Source organism: Olivibacter sp. XZL3 (assembly GCF_004368405.1).
Taxonomy (GTDB): Bacteria; Bacteroidota; Bacteroidia; order Sphingobacteriales; family Sphingobacteriaceae; genus Olivibacter.
Genome location: NZ_SBJH01000115.1, coordinates 1 through 20,313 on the forward strand (window position 1 = coordinate 1; position 20,313 = coordinate 20,313).

General features: G+C 42.1%; 16 protein-coding genes and 1 pseudogene. 8 read left to right on the forward strand and 9 right to left on the reverse strand.

What is annotated here, in order from left to right; translation table 11 throughout:
- Nucleotides 1-35 precede the first annotated feature (35 nt).
- The 9 genes and pseudogenes from EPX21_RS21585 to EPX21_RS21620 all read right to left on the reverse strand — a co-directional run bounded on the left by EPX21_RS21585 (nucleotide 36) and on the right by EPX21_RS21620 (nucleotide 9,286).
- Nucleotides 36-914 carry a cysteine peptidase family C39 domain-containing protein gene (locus EPX21_RS21585; RefSeq protein WP_134091880.1) on the reverse strand — a complete coding sequence of 293 codons (879 nt, stop codon included), beginning with the start codon at nucleotides 912-914 and terminating at the stop codon, nucleotides 36-38.
- 6 nt (nucleotides 915-920) lie between these two features.
- The gene (locus tag EPX21_RS21590; protein WP_166670846.1) at nucleotides 921-2,471 is read right to left on the reverse strand and encodes a vitamin K epoxide reductase family protein; all 1,551 of its coding nucleotides are present in this window, start codon (nucleotides 2,469-2,471) and stop codon (nucleotides 921-923) included.
- Nucleotides 2,472-2,549: 78 nt separating this feature from the next.
- Complete coding sequence (locus EPX21_RS21595) at nucleotides 2,550-3,470, reverse strand: DUF6624 domain-containing protein (protein ID WP_134091884.1); 921 nt, start codon at nucleotides 3,468-3,470, stop codon at nucleotides 2,550-2,552.
- A 9-nt stretch (nucleotides 3,471-3,479) separates the two neighbouring features.
- Nucleotides 3,480-4,496, reverse strand: a complete 1,017-nt coding sequence (gene gwsS, locus EPX21_RS21600; protein ID WP_134091886.1) for a grasp-with-spasm system SPASM domain peptide maturase — start codon at nucleotides 4,494-4,496, stop codon at nucleotides 3,480-3,482.
- 150 nt (nucleotides 4,497-4,646) lie between these two features.
- On the reverse strand, nucleotides 4,647-5,687 hold the full coding sequence (gwsG, locus tag EPX21_RS21605) for a grasp-with-spasm system ATP-grasp peptide maturase (protein WP_134091888.1): 1,041 nt from the start codon (nucleotides 5,685-5,687) through the stop codon (nucleotides 4,647-4,649).
- Nucleotides 5,688-6,478: 791 nt separating this feature from the next.
- Nucleotides 6,479-7,035, reverse strand: a pseudogene (locus EPX21_RS21610) (transposase); the annotation flags it as partial.
- A 153-nt stretch (nucleotides 7,036-7,188) separates the two neighbouring features.
- Nucleotides 7,189-7,917, reverse strand: a complete 729-nt coding sequence (locus EPX21_RS21615; protein WP_134091892.1) for a TetR/AcrR family transcriptional regulator — start codon at nucleotides 7,915-7,917, stop codon at nucleotides 7,189-7,191.
- Between the two features lie 166 nt (nucleotides 7,918-8,083).
- A complete protein-coding gene (locus EPX21_RS22830) occupies nucleotides 8,084-8,257 on the reverse strand; it encodes a hypothetical protein (protein WP_166670847.1) in 174 nt (57 codons plus the stop codon).
- A gap of 603 nt (nucleotides 8,258-8,860) precedes the next feature.
- Entirely contained in the window at nucleotides 8,861-9,286 is a 426-nt protein-coding gene (locus EPX21_RS21620) for a DUF1810 domain-containing protein (RefSeq protein ID WP_134091894.1), read from the reverse strand.
- Between the two features lie 318 nt (nucleotides 9,287-9,604).
- Here EPX21_RS21620 and EPX21_RS21625 point away from each other — a divergent pair, with 318 nt between their 5' ends.
- The 8 genes from EPX21_RS21625 to EPX21_RS21660 all read left to right on the forward strand — a co-directional run bounded on the left by EPX21_RS21625 (nucleotide 9,605) and on the right by EPX21_RS21660 (nucleotide 20,064).
- On the forward strand, nucleotides 9,605-11,128 hold the full coding sequence (locus EPX21_RS21625; RefSeq protein ID WP_134091896.1) for a glycosyltransferase family 39 protein: 1,524 nt from the start codon (nucleotides 9,605-9,607) through the stop codon (nucleotides 11,126-11,128).
- A 135-nt stretch (nucleotides 11,129-11,263) separates the two neighbouring features.
- Complete coding sequence (locus EPX21_RS21630) at nucleotides 11,264-11,728, forward strand: plasmid maintenance system antidote protein (RefSeq protein WP_134091898.1); 465 nt, start codon at nucleotides 11,264-11,266, stop codon at nucleotides 11,726-11,728.
- A 22-nt stretch (nucleotides 11,729-11,750) separates the two neighbouring features.
- Nucleotides 11,751-12,395, forward strand: a complete 645-nt coding sequence (locus tag EPX21_RS21635) for a nucleotidyl transferase AbiEii/AbiGii toxin family protein (protein WP_134091900.1) — start codon at nucleotides 11,751-11,753, stop codon at nucleotides 12,393-12,395.
- A gap of 341 nt (nucleotides 12,396-12,736) precedes the next feature.
- Complete coding sequence (dinB, locus tag EPX21_RS21640) at nucleotides 12,737-13,927, forward strand: DNA polymerase IV (protein ID WP_134091902.1); 1,191 nt, start codon at nucleotides 12,737-12,739, stop codon at nucleotides 13,925-13,927.
- Nucleotides 13,908-16,841 carry a DNA polymerase III subunit alpha gene (locus EPX21_RS21645; protein ID WP_134091904.1) on the forward strand — a complete coding sequence of 978 codons (2,934 nt, stop codon included), beginning with the start codon at nucleotides 13,908-13,910 and terminating at the stop codon, nucleotides 16,839-16,841. The genes dinB and EPX21_RS21645 overlap by 20 nt, the downstream gene beginning before the upstream one ends.
- Nucleotides 16,834-18,219 carry an exonuclease domain-containing protein gene (locus EPX21_RS21650; RefSeq protein ID WP_134091906.1) on the forward strand — a complete coding sequence of 462 codons (1,386 nt, stop codon included), beginning with the start codon at nucleotides 16,834-16,836 and terminating at the stop codon, nucleotides 18,217-18,219. The genes EPX21_RS21645 and EPX21_RS21650 overlap by 8 nt, the downstream gene beginning before the upstream one ends.
- 887 nt (nucleotides 18,220-19,106) lie before the next feature.
- Nucleotides 19,107-19,430, forward strand: a complete 324-nt coding sequence (locus tag EPX21_RS21655) for a hypothetical protein (protein ID WP_134091908.1) — start codon at nucleotides 19,107-19,109, stop codon at nucleotides 19,428-19,430.
- A 4-nt stretch (nucleotides 19,431-19,434) separates the two neighbouring features.
- Nucleotides 19,435-20,064, forward strand: a complete 630-nt coding sequence (locus tag EPX21_RS21660; RefSeq protein ID WP_134091910.1) for a hypothetical protein — start codon at nucleotides 19,435-19,437, stop codon at nucleotides 20,062-20,064.
- Nucleotides 20,065-20,313: the final 249 nt, after the last annotated feature.

Below are 20,313 nucleotides of genomic sequence, written 5' to 3' on the forward strand. Positions count from 1 at the left end.
ATAATTAAATCTAACGTTTTTGATGAAAACACTCCTTAAGTTTTTAAAATATCGTGTCCACTTTTTGCTGACGATTTACAGATAACGGCAATGGAAAAAGAGCTAAAAATATAAGAGAAGGATATTAATAAAGGATAATTGACTTGAAACAGCATCTCCAAAGTCGGATAAAGCAAAAGCGTGGCAGAGTTTAATAACAAGAAATCTGAAATAAGGTATGGATATCCCATTTCAACCCTAAAATTCTTAAAATGGAATATGTTTTTGCAAAAGATATATAACCATCTAAGTTTATGCATTGAAAGTAATGTTATCGGAGCGTGTTCTGCCATGAATAAACGAATCGAAATCCAAAGAAAGATTACACCTAAATAATAGATAAATATTATGTTCCTTTCATAAGTGGCCCATTGAGGACAAATAATGTTTATCAATAAAAGGATTACTCCGAACGATACAAGGATATTCTTGTAAACTTCCAAGTATGGGGTTGTACCTCGCATGGGAATTGGTGCGTTATCTGAGATAATAATATAACCGGACCATAGATTTAGAAAATCGTGGCGCTTCCAGTTGATAACCTCACCTCGATAATTGACAGTTAGTAGATTACCTTGATTTATCTCTTTCAGGATCAAAAATGTATTGCTGCCGGACGCGTTGCTAAAGGCAATTGCGGGTAAAGGAATCTCAACCAATTGGCTATAATCAAGTTTGGCGGTAAACACTTCCATCTTCACGAATGAGAAAAAATCAGTTATTGCTAAAGCGCTTTCCGGATAAGGATGCTGGGAAAGGAAATTATTTATCATCCTATAAGAAAAGGTAATGTTTAGAAGCTTAAAATAATTTAAAAGCACATCTATCATATTTTTCTTATAGAACCTAGTAACCATTATTCCCCTTCTTTCCATAACAGTTTATTTTGTATTTACGATATATTCGAGATCTTCAATTTCAAACACCGTAGGAACTTCAGTGCCGTTGATAAAATATGTAGGAATGTATGAGATTCTGTTTTTCAAACACCATGAGACATGAGCATCTATTTGGTCCTTCTTTTGTCCGGCTGATCGGTATTTTTTTCTCCATAATCTTTCATTTTGCTTTAAAAACCAATCTTTCAGTGCGTCGAGAAACGGAGCTTGACCGTATTCGATATAATAGGATATCAACTCTCCTGCAAATAGATAGCGATTAGATTTCCGGTCACGGTCATCTACCATAAACGAAATTTCTATTCCCAGTTTATCCCGTATCTGAGGATATTGATCATAAAATGACAGATATGATTTCGCGCAGATTGGACAGTATGGATTAAGTATGATGTTGAATCTTGTTAACGCATCTTTCGGACCTATTGATATTGGAAATTCTTCTGGCTTAGATGTGAGAAGCCTTCTGCTATTGCTGTTATTCATTATTTCATTAAAGACGTCATACTTACGCTTTAATCGAAAATAATTTCCGTTGGCAACCGCAAAATCGCGATCACTTGAAAACCAAAGCTGTTGAATTCCCCAAATGATCAAAGGCAGAAATAGTATGAACATTTTTTCAACAAAATCATAAAAAGAAAGGCTAGCGTTTCCCGATAAATAGTATGATATTGAAAGAAGAGCTTCGGTTGTTAGAATAACTAAGACGGTCATACAAAAAGGGCACCACTTTTTCAAATATATCAGCTGATAGAAAAGTGAGAAAATCACATATGGAAAGGCAAGTAGCGAAATTGTATATATATAGGAAAGTAGTCCGCTGGACTGGGTAAAGAAAACATAAAAACAGGATGTCCAAGTCGTCAGGAAATATAAGAATCCGATTTGCGACATGTTTACATAGCCCAAGAATCTTCCTGCCGGAGAGGATAAAACATCAGTACAACTTGCTTTAGAATTAATTGAGCAAACCTTTTTTGACAAAAGTGAATCCGTTCCCTTGGCATGGTTATGAAGGATAATACAAACAAACATGCCTATAGTTTTTATTACAATAAGCCATTGAAGATTAAATTCGGTCTCGTGGAAAAAGGAAAACGTGGTTAAACCCAAAATATAAATAGAAACGATGATCGGGAGGAACTTTTCGAAAATCTCTATTATGTGTTTTGTGGAATAAAATTTTTCACGAGTGTCGCTTTCCTCAATAAAAAAAGCGGCACCAGTCCATTTTTTTTCGAAAACTTCAATTTTATCTCGGTTCCAGCGATCTTTAAGAGGATCATAATAATTGACAAAATCTTTCTTTATCGGCCTCACAACTACAAATCGCTCTTTATCTTCCTTTATATGTGCCAAAAAAGGCACGTCGATGCTGGACAATTCATCAATTCCAATATTTGCGGCGAAATGATCTATATGATGTCTGTCTAACACAAACGATAATGCGCTAATGCTAGGGAAGTCTGGATGACCGATCAATTCATGTTCGAATGTTGCATTAGTTATTTTTAGATTAATAAGTTTTGACAATATATTTACGCTTTTTAGCAGCGCGTGATTCAGCCTTATACTTCGCATTTTTATTCATATTATCAAACAGCGCAAGTTCTATTGCGCTACGCCTTTATAGTCAATCCCAAAATACTTAAGATAATCAGCTAAGGGCTGAAGTCCCATTTTTTGCCTTCGTTCATTTACGTGCGCTTCATCTTCAATGGGATAAACCGTCGCTTTTCCATTTTCAGGTGTTTTTACCTGAGTACCATAAATCTGATTTTTTCCATTGCGTACTGCAATCCGGTCTTCAAGATAGGCCAAGTGACCTGGATCGGCATTTCCGGCTTTAACAGCATCCTTCAGCATCGGAAGATATTTTTCCTGTACCTGTAAATCAGCATGTTGAATCACTAAAAACAGGGTCATATTGCCTATTTCGCCCACTTTGTCTTTACCTAGCCATCCATGTTCATCAAGTATTTTGGTAACTTTTTTGCAATTTTCCACATCCTTGTTTCCTATAATCTGCCAAAGCTCATCCTCCTCTTTGCTTCCATGCCCCTTCTCCTTAAGGATTGTATCCATTTTCAATCTATATTTTTGATCTTCTTGATAGATCGCTTCCAATTCATTTTTTAAATTGACGTCAATATTTTTCACGTTATTCTGAGCTGATTGAATTAATAATTGCCACCTTTTATCTGTATGGAGGGAAACAAGATTGCTATCGAGTTCCAGTTTTTTTACGTCATTGAATTTTGCTACGTTAACTATTCTCATTAATTGTGAGAACGCGGAATCTGCGACGTTTGCCTTTGCCCAGGCTTGCCCGGCTTTATACCTATGTTCAATCCTTCCAAGCCAATTATTGCTTTTAAAGGCATTGGAATAATTCTGGGCAGAATTCAGGTAATCATGTTTGTCGAAAAGTGAATCCGCCAATCTAATAAACTCATCATATCCACCGTCCTGGGCTTTGGACGCCGAAGGGCTTATTGTAATCAAAAAGAAAAAAAATACTAATTTTTTCATATCGTTTAACTATTCCCATACAGCTGTATAGGGATTGTAATTACACTTAATTGGTTTTGAATAAAGTTTTCCTGCCTCTAGAAAAGCTCTGCAATCGGTACAGATATATCTGAATTCGCAATCCTTACAGACTTCGATTTTATCTTTATTTATGTTCCACATCGATTTAAAGTCTTTATCGGCATACGCTTCCAGCATACTTGTTTCCGATATATTCCCGTAAGACCTTTTCATGGTCGGACAGTTCTTTATGTTACCGCCTGCATCTATCGATATTTTTTTGTTTAGGCACGAATTGAAGTTCAATGATTCGCTGAACATTGGCAAGTTGATAACGAAATATGATGACGAAATACAGCCGCACTCATCGGCTGATGTTATATTCTTGTCGGTGAACACGACCCAAATAGAATCAAGCACTTCTTTATAAGAATACCGTTTTGGGGCTGAATGGAACGTGATTTGAGAGATACGCTGATGCTTATTTAATATGGAAACTATTTGTTTACGGTGGAAACTTTTGTTATACTTAACTATTGGCTGAATATCCCGAAGACCGCTTAATTTGAATTCCTCAAGTATCTTTAATAAATCCTGCGGAGATAAGTCAGCGTATGATCTTATTTGAAGCGCCTTGCAATCCAGCTGATCGAGTTCCAATGCAATCTTACCAAAATCATGATTTGAAAAAGAATCGATATCGATGATGCAGTTACTTATCTTTTCTGGTGTGTCAAAGTCCAGCTCCAAGTCGATAAATCCTAGGTCGAGTTGCTTGGAAAAGTACCCAAAACCTTTCTTCACCATAAAATAAAAATATTCATAGATAGTGTCGTGCGAGTTTTCTTCGAATGAATCAAGTATATTCCCGAAATTTTTGGATCTATATTCCTCTAAAATGTCAACTAAGGAATTTGGTATTAATTCGAATACACCATTCTGTAAATCACAAATAATACTTCTTCTTGCACCCTTTACCGGTATGCAATTTGCAAATAAGTTAAAATACGAAGACCTTTCTATCATAAATCAAATTTTGATATGGGCTTATTGAAACGTGATGACACATAACCCTTGCTATTATATTTTACACTTTCAACAGTCCTTAAAACTACTCCGGAATTATCACTTGGCTTTTTTAAATTTGAAATGCTGAACGAAAATTTTTCGGGATGTTTACGAAATAACTTTTGAAATAAATTCTCCATTTTTTTTCACTTTATCTTCCTTTTCCCTTAAGAATTCTGCTACTTTTTTTTCCAGATTGAAGTTGCATGGGGCCGAAACCATTCCAAACTGTCCTACCGGATTCACTTCCAGAAAAATATACTCATTTTGCGGGGTCTTAATCAAATCTATTGAACCGGTATCTAGATTAACGGATTTCATCAATAGGTCTAGCTTCTGCTCTATTTGTGATGGTAACTTATAAGGAACTTGCCGGTTAGGCATCCTAAAATTATAGTGTCGAAAATCTGTTTTCGTTTGTTCATCTCCCTGAGAGAAGATGGCCATCGAGTGAAATTTTCCATTTAGATAAAAGGATCTAATCTCAAATTCCTTCTCAATTTCCTGTTGGAAAAGTGAAGGAAAAAAAAAGTTCTTCATTCTTTTTATAACAGCATCGGAAACTCTTTGCGTATACATCATCAGTGAACCCATTGAGATTTGTAAATTGATACATTCTGTAATAGGTTTGGTGATCAGAAAGCCCTTATCTTTTCTTCCAGGTTTCTTTAGGAATTCAACATTGTTTGTTAGCATGGTTTCAGGGATTTTTAATCCTAAGCTATTTGCCAGAATAAGTGTGCGTATTTTATTTATCCTTGTGGTAGAAGGTTTGCTTAGCCAATTTACACGCCGCTTTTCAAAATACAACTCCAATAGCCAATAAAATGCGTAATATTCATTTGTTAAATGTTTGACCAAAGTATGATAATTAGGTTTTGACAAAGGCAAGTCAAACTTTTCATACTCGAATACTCCGGCATCGAAAGTTCTTCTGAACCAAATGGTTGATACACAATCGGCAATGTTACGTCCTTTATGATCGAGTATAAGTTCATCACCATTCTTACCGATTACAAACCTCATTGAAGTTTTAGTCTGAAGGTCTTCACCGTTAAGACGGACCCATTTCACGCCATAAAAATTTAACCAATCGATAATATTTTCGGTTGTTACTTCAAAATTCTCTTGGCTTAAAATCAGTAGCATAACTTTCAAAACAATTGTTCGGAAATCAGATTTTTTTTATAAAGCTTTGCAGACTTTCCCATAGCAATTCATTATAACAAAGTAAAGATCGATGCTCTTTTCTAAATGATCATATCGAAACCAACTTAAAATCGCACGGATAACTCTCTGAATTGCTGAGAGAAATCTGTGCGATTTTAATCGGTGAACACTAACAGTAATAGAGATCTGGGCCATCAGAAGAATGATCGCAATAAAAATGGCCATCAATGTAAGTAGGTGTGTGTGTAGTGACTACTGTGTCCGATGCGGCTTCTGCTCCACCTCCGAGTAAACTTCGCATCGAGTCTTTGCTCATTACATTTTCTTTGAACAACTTACTCTTTAGACTTTCTAAATTGCCTTTTTTCATTTTGTTTTTCAAGCTACCCGTCAAAGATCCGTTCTATGACTTTGTCTTCTACCTCAAGTTTATAAAAACTGCCACAATTTTTTTAGCCGAGCCTGAAAATATTTGGGAAAAGATTGAAAATAGCTTTTATTAAGCTACAATATTTAAATTACGTTGAATTTTGCCTAATTTGTTGATAATCAAAACGTTATTATAATATCAAATTTGTATATGGACGACTTTGTATACGTTAAACAAGGGGTTGCGGGAAATGGTATTTATTTTTCCAAATCTAATGCAAACAATAGGACTTGTTCTACGAAATGTAAATAGTGTAGATTATTATGTATGTCTTAGCATGTATCGGGAAATACGGTGTCTTGGAGTTTTGTTGTGGTTTTACTGTTTCATCCCTGCCCAGTTCCGATTGGTCTTCTCTGATCCGGAATTCAATATCCGAGAGAACAGAGGCTATTTTCTTCTCCAGTTTGGCTTTGTTCTTTTCCACTGATCCCTTCCATACAAAAGTGTAACGACCGGCTGCCGATTCGATCTTCGTTCCGTCTATGTACTGTATCTTCAGGCTGACATAACCAAGTTCGGCAAGCAGACGGACAACATCGGCAAAAAGTGACTGGATATGGCCTTTAAGCCTTTTGCTACGGAAGTAGTTGATCGTCCGGTAATCCGTGTGCTATGCCCTGATAGCCACATGAAATAAATGTTCTCCTGCAGGGCCCTTTCGATCTTACGGCACGAATAGATGTTGCTCAGGTAGGCGTAGAACAGCACTTTCACCAGCATACGGGGGTGGAAACTTGTCGTGCCGCCGCCTTTGTATTGCCCTATGATGTGCTCAATGTTCAGCTTATCAACCAATTCGTTAACCAGACGTACAGGATGATTGTCAGGGATTTTTGCAAAAATATCTTCCGGAAAAAGACTCGGAGTGTTGGATGGTAATGCTTTGAATAGTATGTTGCCATATTGTTTGGGTGCACCTAAAAATAACTGTTTTTTAGGACAAACAATAAAAATCCCCGACACTTTTCCGTATCGGGGATCTTTTTTAAAAAGGCTTTTTAGACAGCCCCTTTGCTTTAAGGCAAGCAATGAAAGCCACCAAATATGTTATCCGGCACTGTTTCTAAATCTATTCCAATTTAGATCCTTAGTGAAATCCACAGACTTTGTTTCCGAATGGTTTTCATCGCTTTTTAGCGGATTTCCCTGATTCGAGTAGGAAAGAGCGATCTTGATCAGTCTTTTTATAAACCTATTCAGCGTTTCCATGAATTCTTTTTCCATAAACTTTGCTCCAAAGCATGTCTTCTCACCTACCATTCGATATTGGAATGCCATAAAGGTTATACCACCGAATATGGTCGGAAATAGAAACTCCAGCGGAAATAATCCATATCCATCCCCCTCCGAAGTATAGGTGCGCATAATTTTTGCAACGCGCCGCTCCCGCAGTGTTACCATTTGTGAAATTATCGGCTCGGATCCTAGAAATTCGGCCATCGCAAATTCTCGTGTTAAGGGATCTTTGATTAAAGTATCAAAATGCTGGGTAAGGATATGCGCTAATATATCAACTTGCGCTGTCTCCTGCTTAATGAGAAAGAGTGAAACTATTTTTTCCAGATGTACCGTAAGGTAATCATGGCGCTGATAAAGTTCTTTTTTTATGCCATCCAAGTTACCGAAATGGTTATATATCGTCCATCTAGATTTTCCTGTCCGGTCTGCCAATGTTTTGATCTTGAGATCGGCTAATCCTTTCTCCCGTATGATATTGGCTGCTGTTTCCAAGATCAAAGATCTGGTATGTTGCGAATTCCTGTTCTTTCCCACCATAACCTATGAATTTTAATTTCTGTTTTGGTTCCTTGTGCAACAATTTGAGAAATTGAAACGGGAGAGACAAAATAATTTCACTAACTGGTCTGCAGCTTCTATGAACTGGCTTAAAAAATCCATGACTTTTTATGGGCAAACTCATTTATGAAGAATAATGCTATACTTATTCCTTGACCATCTTAATGGTATGGCCAGCGTTGTTTATAAATAATGTATCGCCACTGATAAAGGCAATGGCTGAAGGACTGAAACTGAGAATTTCAGGAAGATCGAAATCCAATTGTTTAGTCTTTAAATCATATTTTGCAGGAAATTCCATTTCCTTTCCACCTTTCATGTTTTCAAATCTGACAATTAGATGCCCGTCCCGATCAACAACGGTCACGTGTGCAGTATCCGGTAATACTCCTGTACCTTTCCATGTTCCGATAAACTCGTCGCCTGAATCGGATGACAGCTACTAAAAACTAATGGTGAATGGTGAATATATGGAATTTACGCATTTTCCTCCAAAATTAAGTTTTGTCGAAAAGTCTCGAAGCAAAAGTAAAAAATTCTAGAATTTATATAGCAAACTTGGTCGGAGAAGACCGAGTTTTATTAGGAATTTATTCAATACTGCTGTTCTGCGTCAACAAAATAAATAAAGAGTTGAAATTAAATGTTTATTCGTTTTATATCCGGTTACTAAATAGTTCCACAAGGAGATATTTTAAATTTCCGTATGCAAGAATTGCCTGCCAATATGAAGTAAATTTTCTCTTTTTCAAAATGATTTTTATATCTGAGAAGAATGCGACTAAAAAATCGTAATAAGGGCTATATCTTGAGTCAATTTTTATTAACAGTTTCATATTAGCGATTTATTGTGTTAAGCTAATAAATTGGGCTGACAAGCGGAAAAGTCGTCAAATCTTTAACAGAATTAACAAAGGGCTCCTCAGATCGCATTGATCAATCGCAGCGTCTTAGTATCCTCCACACCTCCATAAAACTTATCCAGGACGCCTTGGAATACAGGATCTGTTTCCGGCAGGGCAGCAAACAGTGTCATGGAGGACTTTAGTTTGAGGTCATCCGGTGTTCCCGTCACCTCGGTAGGATTGTCCGTGCCGAGCTTAAGCAATTCGCCAGAAATCAGCAATAACCTTTTGCCTAAAACGGGATGGGCAAGGTAGTCGGCAGCTTCCTGGTGATCCCTGATGGCATAAAACCTGGCCATTTCACTAAAGCCTAGCCCTTGAATCTGCGGAAATATATACCACATCCAATGGCTGCGCTTTTTACCGTTCCTGATTTCCTGCAGGGCGATGGGGAGATCGCTTTGCTGAGCGTTTAGAAAACGTTGGAGTTTGTTTTGTGGCATTTTTTTATTTTAAAAGATCGAACCGTTTGAAAGTTATGTTATCAATTATAAGGGTAATTCACGAAAACGAGAGATGTAACTAAGTTTGTTTTATGCGAAGGTATGGTTAGTGACATTTCTCATTGGGGATTCAAGATGAACGGAAAAACGTTTTTAACAATAAGAAAACAGATTGCTTTCTGGGGAAAATCTAGATATCTGTAACATTTTCAGGCATTATTAGTCTATGAGACGTTAGCTGGCGCGTTAAATGTGTTCTGATGATGAGCAGATGTTTTATTGAAGTGCACCCCTTGGTATATGTAAACCGAATCTATCTTGGATAGGAAAACAAAAATAATAGTCTTATTCTTTTGCATTCTCAAGCTGGCGCTGCATTTGGCGGCAGATTATAACTCTGGTTTTCAGGGCGACGAACTGTTGCATATTGAAACCGGGCGCCATCTTGCATTTGGTTATATGGAATTTCCGCCTCTTATAGGTATGCTCGCCTATATCCAGAATCTGTTTCATTCACAGTCAGTTTTCGTTCACCATATTTTTGCCCACATTGCTACTGTGCTGACATTGGTATATACTTCAAAGATTACCATAGAATTGGGAGGTAAAGCCAAAGCGGTCTTTTTGGTTCTCTTCTGTATCCTTATTGTACCGGGCTTTGGCCGCTCGCAGCAACTATTCCAGCCGGTTGTCTTCAGCCAGCTGTTGTGGGTCTTGAGTTTTTATCAGCTCACCCGATATGTCAAATATCTTGACCCGAGATATTTATGGTATCTAACACTTACGGTTGCCGTGGCTTTCCTGACAAAATACGATGCCCTTTTTTTCATATTCGGACTAGGCTCTTTGCTATTCTTTAAAAACACGAGGCAGGCATTGGTCAAACACAAATTCTGGTGGAATATCCTTGTTTTCTTCGCCTTAATCAGTCCTAACCTATTATGGCAATTGCTGAATAATTTCCCGGTATTGAAAATGTTCGCACGGCTGCATGAAACGCAACTGGATAAACTCGCGCCATTTGAGATCCTGGAAGGCTTGATTGTCTCGTTGAACCCCTTGGCCTTGTTGCTCTCAGTCCCAGCCATTGTCGGTATATTTTATCAAAAAATGAAGCTGTACAGACCCTTGGCTTTCAGTATTTTCCTCTCTGTTTTGTTTTTAGCTTACAGCCGGGGAAAAGGGTATTATTTCTATCCGGTGTTTCTGACAATTTTTCCCTTTGGAGGCGTATTCTGGGAAAAACTCTTGTCGGATAAGAAGAAGTGGCTCCTTTATCCCATAGCTTGTTTATTGTCGGTAGGGGTATTGCTCATTCCTTTTGGGATGCCTATCTATTCACTGGAACGTTATTTAAACGATCTTTATCCTTATGAAGAAAAAAACGTGGGGGGCGGCAAGTATGCCATAAGGTTTGAAGAAAGATACTCGGTGAAGAAGTGGAATGAAACCTTGGCCGGATTGAAAATGGTGCTGTACAGTTTGCCGGAAAAAGAGCAGGAGGAATGCCTAATATGGGGTAAACATTATGGACAGGCGGGGGCGGTTGCTTTACTGGGAGAGCGATATGGTTTGCCTCGGCCATTTTCATTGCACGGTAGTTTTTATACTTGGTTGCCAAGCGGGAAGATGCCGCATACGACCATAGCAATCCGGTATGGTAAAGCAGAAGGAAAAGATTTCTTTGAGCCCTATTTTGAAGAAGTAAGGCCGGTAAAGGCCATTTACAACCCTTATGCGGATGATGAAGAAAAACTATGGCAGACGATTTTTGTCTGTAAAAACCCCAGACAGGATTTTCAAGAAATAAAAAAGCTCTTTGCCGAACGGATTTATGAGTAAATGAATTTACCATGCAATATAGGCCAGGCTCTAACGATCGGGGATGATTGGAGTTGAACTGCAATGATCCAACCTCGATGCAGTTATTCAGGACACAACTTGTTTTTGTAAGCTAATTTGCTTACATTTGTATTGATGAAATCTGCAATAGAGAAATACAAAGGCATCCATCCTGGATTGATTTTGGAGCATGAACTGAAAAAAAGGAAAATTGCCAAAAATCAATTCGCCGCTGCCGTTGACCAGCAACGTCAGACCCTGAACGCTATCACGAAAGGTAGAAGAAAACTACCTGTTGAGCTGTCTTTCAAAATAGACAAACAATTGGGCTATGCGGAAGGGACTATGTTAATGATGCAGACCTATTACGAGATCGAAGACTACCGGAAAAGACAGCGCAGGGCCAACAGGACCTTTGAGTTGAACAAGTTACGTAAGGGACTTTTCTGGGATACAGATATCAATAAACTGGATTCAGAGAAACACGCTACAGCTATTATCCGAAGAATCTTTGAACGGGGCAATGGCGATGAAAAGAAATATATCACCGAATATTACGGAGCTGAACGGGTAGCTGAAGTGGTGAGGCAGACTTGTTGATCAAATAGATAAAGCGTACAGCATGTTGTATTGGAATACAGTCAACGACCTTTTACGTCAAACGCTACTGACCCTGATGCAGGCCCCTATATTGGCGGATTTCAGACTTGTTGGAGGGACGGCCCTCAGTCTGCATCTAGGGCATCGTATGTCGGTAGATATTGATCTGTTTACGGATGGTAATCACGGCAGTGTTGATTTTGAGGCAGTCGATCAGTACCTATTGGCTGCATTTCCATTTGTACAGGGCGATATAGGTGGTTTGCCCGGCTTCGGGCGTTCGTACTTGATCGGCAATAGTCCAGAGGATCATATCAAACTGGACGTGTACTATTCGCAGGAGAAATTTATTTGGCCGCTGGTCGAGCTTGAGGGCGTGAGGCTTGCCAGCCTGGAGGATATCATTGCCATGAAAGTCGATGTTGTTTCGAGAGGTGGAAGGAAAAAGGATTTTTGGGACATACACGAATTGATGGGAAAATATCTTCTTTCCCAAATGCTGTTATTCCATGAAGAACGTCATCCTTATGTCCATGACAGAAACCAAATTATTTCAAACTTCGAGAATTTTAAAAGGGCTGATGAGGATTTCGATCCTATCTGTCTAAGGGGAAAGTACTGGGAATTTATCAAGGACGATATCATCGAAGCAGTAAGGGATTTATAAAAGCTGGACCGATAACTATCTCGATATAAAAGCTGTTAGCAAAAACAACCTAGAGAGAAGTGAACCTCTATGTTGTTAAAGACATAGAGGTTACGTGGAAAGACGACTATCAACCGATATCTTATTCCTAATCTGCTAGTGTAAAATTAATAGAACAACATAAAAAAATAGAGAGGCCTTTCAAATTTCACAGCAACAAATTCCTGATTCCATCGCCTAGAGTACTGTAGATTTTCCTTACTGTCTTACAGTCTGTTACTCCGATTTAACGTTTTCTTTTTGCTAATAAAACTAGTATGCTATACCTTTGTTTTTACTAATAATATTAGTTTGTGTAAAGAATGGAAAACAGGCAGATCGTTCATTGCGACCTCGATACTTTCTTTGTATCGGTGGAGCGCTTGCAGAACAGTGCATTAATGGGTAAGCCCGTGCTGATCGGCGGTAGCGGGGACCGGGGCGTGGTGGCCAGTTGCAGCTATGAGGCGCGCCGTTTCGGGGTGCACAGCGCCATGCCCATGAAGCTGGCCCTGCGCCTGTGTCCGGAGGCTACCGTGGTTCGGGGTGACCATGACCTGTATAGCCGTTATTCGGGCACGGTTACCGAGATTATTGAAGAGGCCATACCGGTGGTGGAAAAGGCGTCCATTGACGAGCATTACCTGGACCTTACCGGGATGGACCGTTTCTTTGGTTGCTGGAAGCTTACCCGGGAGCTGCGTCAGCGCATCATGAAAGAAACAGGCCTGCCCATATCCTTTGGGCTGTCGGCTAATAAGACGGTGAGCAAGATTGCTACAGGGGAGGCCAAGCCCTGCGGGGAGCGGCAGGTGGGCAGTGGTACTGAAAAACCCTTTCTGGCCCCGCTTTCCATCCGCAAAATCCCCATGGTGGGGGAGAAAAGTTATACGCTGCTGCGCAATATGGGAGTCAGTCGCATTCATACCCTGCAGCAGATGGAGGTCTTCACCCTGCGGCGGGCGCTGGGCGAAAACGGGGTGGGCATCTGGAAAAAGGCCAACGGACTGGACGATGCGCCGGTGGTTCCTTTCCGGGAGCAGAAGAGCATGGGCAAGGAGACTACTTTCCAGAGCGATACCATTGATATGGGGATGCTTCGCCGCACGCTGGTGTCCATGGTGGATTCGCTGGCCTTTCAGTTAAGGATGGAGCATAAGCTTACGGGCTGTATTACCTTGAAACTGCGTTATTCGAATTTCGATACGCATACCCAGCAATTACGTGTGCCCTATACCAATTCGGATAAATCCATTACCGAAAAGGTGATGGAGCTGTTTAAAAAGCTCTATAGCAGGCGCATGCTGATCCGGCTCATCGGGGTGAAGTTTTCCCACCTGATCCACGGGTCCTATCAGGTGGATCTGTTTAACGATACGCTCGAAGAGGTGCAGCTGATGCAGGCGGTGGATTATATCCGGCGGCGTTTTGGTGAGCAGTATATTGTAAAGGGGATCTGCCTGCCGGATGAGGAGAGGGGAACAGGAGGGCGGTATGCTGCTGAACGTGCATAGTTATTACAGCCTGCGTTACGGCACCTTGGGGCTGGAGGAATTGATCGGTGCTTTACTGGCCGGGGGGCATGATACGGCGGTATTGACCGATATCAACAACAGTTCGGGTTCGCTGGATTTTCTGCGCAGGGGGCAGGAGGCGGGATTGCATATCCTGGGCGGCATGGAGTTCCGCAATGGGGACGGGCTGCTGTATATCGGTATTGCGCGCAATGTGGAGGGCTTCCGGGAGCTGAATGAATTCCGCACCCGATTTAATAAGGAGGGCAGACCTTTACCGGAGCGGCCGCTGGAGTTAAACAATGCTTTTATCGTGTACCCCTATGGAGCGCTGGATAAGGCTGTATTGAAGGACAACGAGTACATTGGCGTCCGCCCTTCCGAGCTTAACATACTGCGTAGACACGCTACCGGGCACTTGGAGCGCTATGTGATCCTGGCGCCGGTTACGTTTGGGGCGGGCGATTATAAGTTCCATTGCCAGCTGCGGGCAATCGACCATAACCTGCTCTACTCACAGTTGGAGCCGCATATGGTAGCGGGAAAAGAGGAGGTATTGCTGCCCAAGGCCAAACTGTTGGAGTTATACCGGGACTTCCCCGAGCTGATCCGTAACACGCGCAAGCTGCTGGGGCAGTGCAGTTTCGATTTCGATTTTAAAACGCATAAGAATAAGGCGACTTTTACGGGTAACCGCTATAACGACCGGCAGCTGCTGTACAAATACACGCTGGACGGTTTTGCGGGCCGTTATGGGAAAGACAAGATAGCCAGAGAGCGCATAGACCGGGAGCTGGAGATTATTGAAAAGCTGAATTTTTCCAGTTATTTTTTGATTACAGATGATATCTGCCGCTATGCCCGCAGCCGTGATTTTCATTATGTGGGGCGGGGCAGCGGGGCCAATAGTGCGGTGGCTTATTGTCTGGGCATTACCGATGTGGATCCGATAGCGCTGCACCTGCCATTTGAGCGTTTCCTGAACCCCAAGCGGCAGTCGCCACCGGATTTTGATATCGATTTTGCCTGGAATGAGCGCGATGAGCTGTACGATTATATCTTTAACCGCTACCAGACCGGGCATACGGCATTGATGGGTACCATGAGCACCTTTCGCGGGCCGAGTATCCTGCGCGAGCTCGGCAAGGTGTACGGGCTGCCCAAGGCGGAGATCGACCGCTTGGTGCATGAGCCGGAGCATATGCTCAACAAGAACGAGGTGACTGAGACGATTTTAAGTGTGTATAACCGCATGGCGGATTTTCCCAACCAGCGGAGCATCCATGCTTCGGGGGTACTGATTTCCGAGCAGCCGCTGGCCTATTACAGCGCCATGGATTATCCGCCCAAGGGGTTGCCCACCATGCAGTTTGATATGTATGTGGCCGAGGATATCGGTTTTGAGAAATTTGATATCCTCTCCCAAAGGGGCATCGGCCATATCAAGGATTGTAGGGAGATTGTGCGGCAGAACAAGGGGGAGGTGATCCGTACGGATAATCCCAAACGTTTTTTTGAAGATCCGAAGATTGCCGAACAGCTGCGGAGCGCCAACACCATTGGCTGCTTTTATATCGAGAGCCCTGCCATGCGGCAGCTGCTCACTAAACTGCGTTGTGATGATTATTTGACGCTGGTAGCCGCCTCTTCCATTATCCGTCCGGGAGTGGCCAGCAGCGGTATGATGGCCGAGTACATCAAAAGGCATCACGATCCCCAAAGCGTGAGCTACCTGCATCCGGTATTCCGACAGGAGCTGGAAGAGACTTACGGCGTGATGGTGTACCAGGAGGATGTGATGAAGATTGCTAATGCCTATGGGGGATTGGATATGGCCGATGCGGATGTATTGCGCAGGATGATGAGCGGCAAGTACCGGAGCAAAGAACACCTCATTGAAATTGAGGGAAAATTTTTTGATAACTGCCGGCAGCAGGGTTATGATGAGCGGATTAGCCGCGAGATCTGGCGGCAGATGGAGAGTTTTGCAGGCTATAGTTTCAATAAGGCGCATAGTGCCAGTTTTGCGGTGGAAAGCTATCAGAGTCTCTATCTGAAGACCTATTACCCAAAGGAGTTTATGGTGGCCGTGTTGAACAATTATGGTGGCTTTTATAACCGTAAAGTTTATGTCAACGAGGCTAGGCTGGCCGGGGCAAAAGTGAGCCTGCCTTGCGTAAATAAAAGCGTGTTCAATACCACCATCTATGGGGAGGACATCTTTTTAGGCTTTGATTGTCTGCAAAACCTGGAAGGGAAGTTGGCACAACTGATCCCTGAAGAAAGACAGCGCCATGGAGCATACACCGGTCTGGAGAACTTTATGCTGCGCACGGGAGCCTCACTGGAACAATTGATCATCCTGATCCGTATAGGGGCCCTGCGTTTTACGGGAACGGGCAAGAAGGAACTCTTATGGGAGGCGCATCTGCTATTGGGAACGGATAAAAAGCGCAACAACGGCCCGGCATTGTTTGAAGGAATGAGCCGTAAACCGGTGCTGCCGAAACTGGAGAGTTCGGTTGTGGAGGATCTGTATGATGAGCTGGAACTGATCGGTTTTCCGGTGTCGGGCAGTTTGTTTGATCTGGCCCGGTCGGGGTACCGCGGGGATACGCTGGCCTGTGATCTGTTAAGTAGGGAAGGGCAGACGGTGCGGATGGTAGGGGATTTTGTGGCCGAGAAGCAGGTGAGGACCCGGCGAGGGGAGCTGATGAAGTTCGGTACGTTTCTGGATGAGCGGGGGCTGTTTTTTGATACGGTACATTTTCCGCCCAGTCTGAAGCGGTATCCCTTGAACGGGAATGGGCTTTATTTATTGGAGGGCAGGGTGGTAGTGGAGTTCGGTTGCGCTTCTCTGGAGATTGCTAAATGCGGCAAGATGCCGCTGAAGGGGGATCCAAGAAGTGAGTAGGCATAAAAACAAAGCTACCGAATACGCCATTGTGGATATAGAAACCACGGGAGGGAGTGCGGCCAGTAGCCGCATTACCGAAATAGCGATATGCATTCATAATGGCAAAGAAGTAACCAGGCGTTATGAGCAGCTGGTCAATCCGGAAAGGGATATTCCGCCGTCCATTGTACGTCTTACCGGAATCACCAATGAAATGGTGGAAGATGCCCCTCCTTTTGCATACATTGCCGATGAGGTATATGAGCTCTTGAAAGACCGGGTCTTTGTGGCCCATAACGTCAATTTCGACTATTCTTTTGTCCGGCACGAGTTGGAAGAGGTGGGTATTGAATGGACAGCGAAAAAGCTGTGCACCGTCAGGATGGCGCGCAGGATACGTCCGGGGCTGTCGTCCTATAGTCTGGGCAGGCTCTGCGGGAGCCTGGGTATAGCCCTCAGCAACCGTCACCGGGCTGGCGGGGATGCGGAAGCGACGGCGGTCTTGTTCTCACGCCTGCTGGAGTGGGATGAGGGTGATAGGGTGCCCGAGATGCTCAAGCGCAACTCCGGGGATCAGCAGCTTCCGCCGAACCTGCCACGGGAGCAATATGAATCCCTTCCCGAACGTTATGGGGTGTATTATTTCCATAACCAGGCGGGCAAGGTGGTCTATGCGGGCAAGGCGCGCAATGTCAAAAAAAGAGTGGGGCAGCATTTTACGGGGCATAATATCAATCCGCAGCGCCAGCATTTTATGCGGCATATCTACTCGATTTCTTATGAAATATGTGCGACTGAACTGATGGCTCTTTTATTGGAGTGTATGGAAATCAAGCGGCACTGGCCTCCTTTCAATCGTGCGCTGAAACGTTTTGAGCCGAAATATGGACTTGTACTGTATGAAGATCAGGTTGGCTATAAACGTTTGGCCGTTGGCCGTTTGGATAAACGCGATAAGTGCGTGCAGGTGTGTAACCGGGAGTATGAAAGCGTTATTCTGTTAAAGGAACTGATGTTCAGGTTTGACCTGGACGAGCGCTTGTGTTCTTTTGGACGGGCGCGTGAAAATTATTTTAGTGCGGTTCATGCTTTGCAGGATCCGCTACCTGAAAGGGATGCGCACAATGCATTGGTGGATGAGGCTTTGGTGTATCTGGCCGGGGAAAGGAAGAGTTTTGCGATACTGGATAAAGGGAGGGAGCTTGGAGAGAAGAGCTGTATCTGGGTGGAGCGGGGTAATCTTTATGCGATGGGGTATATCGCTGCCGATACACAGATGAATACGCTGGAGGAAGTGCGCGATAGCCTCAAAAGATGCTATGGCAATCATTATATGATGCAGTTGATTCATGATTATGCCGGAGATCATCCGCACAAGGTAATGCGTGTATCGTAAACATGGCGTTTCGGGATGATATGTGTTCTAGGAAACAGGCATTCACATAATTTATTGGTTTCTATTCAAAACGCTAATAACAAGCTTTTTTACGGTATCCCTCCGATTCGAACTATTAAGAATTCCTTAATAGTTGCCGCTTTGTAAATAATTTGATAGAGAAAGAGGACATTGAGGCGGCTTAGGCCGCCTTTCTTTATGGTCGCTGTCGGTACTTAAATTGCGTCTATGATATAGAGAACAAAAATATTAAAATCATCAGCGGAAGCCTTTGATAACAGCCGAAAGCCGCGGAGCCATCAATGCATCGAAAATATAGGGAGGTGCATTGCGCGCAACTTATCGGTACTCGAGGTGATCATCGTATCCCGGTCGGAATCCGGTTGAAATTGCCGGTACTTTTGCGGCTGCCGGTGAGTTCCGGTCGGATCGCCAGCTTCAGCGTGTTCCCGTTTTCGACGGTTATCGTAGATGACTGGCTTCTGGTATTTAGCCCAACAGTGAGCAAGAGCAGTCCTCTTAATTAATTGATAACATATAAGATGTCAATAGGCTTTCCATTGATTGCAAGAGATAGTGTCGATTTTGGAGGTTCGGTAGTATTGCAGAACGATATAGCACATCAGTACGACCCATGAAATAATGGCAATATGTTTCATAACACAAAAGTACCCTACTCCTAATCGGTAAATAATACCTGAAAATCACGGGGCCAGCTAAGTTATAAAAACAAAAGTAACACCAAACCTTTCTTACCGATAAGAAGCATTGGGGCTTCTCAGTTCTATGCGGATTTCGTTATCGATGAGCGACCGAATCTCCTTAATATTCAGATTGAATGCTGCTCTTGTAAGAGAAAATGATTATTTTAGAATAAAATTTACTTTATGGCTAGAAAGATCCGGAAAGATATCACTGTTGGAGCCCTTGAAAAGAAGCTTGGAGTGACGCCAGGGACGATTAAAAATCCTAATGGAAGTGATGCGCGTAGTGATAAAAAATTGGAAACGCTCCAAAAGGAGGCTGCTAAGGCAGCCAAGAAGCCCGTCTCCAAGAAGGTAGAAAAGAAAACAGATTCAGGAAAGCGGGCGGCTAAACCCGTCACTGCCGATCAAAAAACTGCCTCTTTGAGGAAAGTGAAAAATAACCCTAAGGCAAAGTCAAGTATGGTAAAGAAAGTTAGAGCGGCTGTTAAAAAAACTGTAAAATAGTAATATGGCACTCCCAACTAACTATTCAAATAATGTTTTCATAAATTGTCCGTTTGACCCAGCCTATCATCAAATGTTTGAGGCCATAGTGTTTGCTATACATGACTGTGGTTTCATTCCCAGATGCGCTCGGGAGGAAGAAGATGGGGGCGATTTGAGATTTAATAAACTGATTCGGATTATAGATGATTGTAGGTATGGTATCCATGATATATCTAAAGCTGATCTTGATGCAAATACTCAATTAGCTAGATTCAATATGCCATTGGAGCTCGGCCTATTTATTGGAGCACAGCGTTATGCCGCTAATACGCATCACAATAAAGAAAAAAAGGTATTAGTTATGGATGCTGAGGCTTATAGATATCAACAATTTATTTCGGATTTAGCGGGGACAGACATTTCAAGCCATCAGAATTCTCCTAATATTGCTATCACCAAAGTAAGAGATTTTTTATTCAACAATTCAAGAAGGAAGACTATCGCTAGTGGAGAATTTATCTCGCAGCGTTTCCATTTATTCGTCAATGCTTTACCAGCATATTGTGACACTCTCCATTGGGAAAGGAATAACCTTACGTTCATTGGTTACAGTATATGTGTCACAGAATGGATTAAAGAAAACCCAATTTAATATGAATTTAAAAAGAACTGTTTTTGACGATTTGACCCCGTTTACTTTAACTACTGTAGCCTACAGAACAGCATTACAATCAACGATCGTTATGATAATCTTATACCATTTTGCGACATATACAATGCACATAAAATGGACGCATTTAAATTCAATTTAAAGTCGAAATGTAATCTTCCCTTAAAACAGCTACGATTATTAATGTAGTTTTATAATTTAGGGGTAATGAAAAGAAGTAAGTTTAGCGAA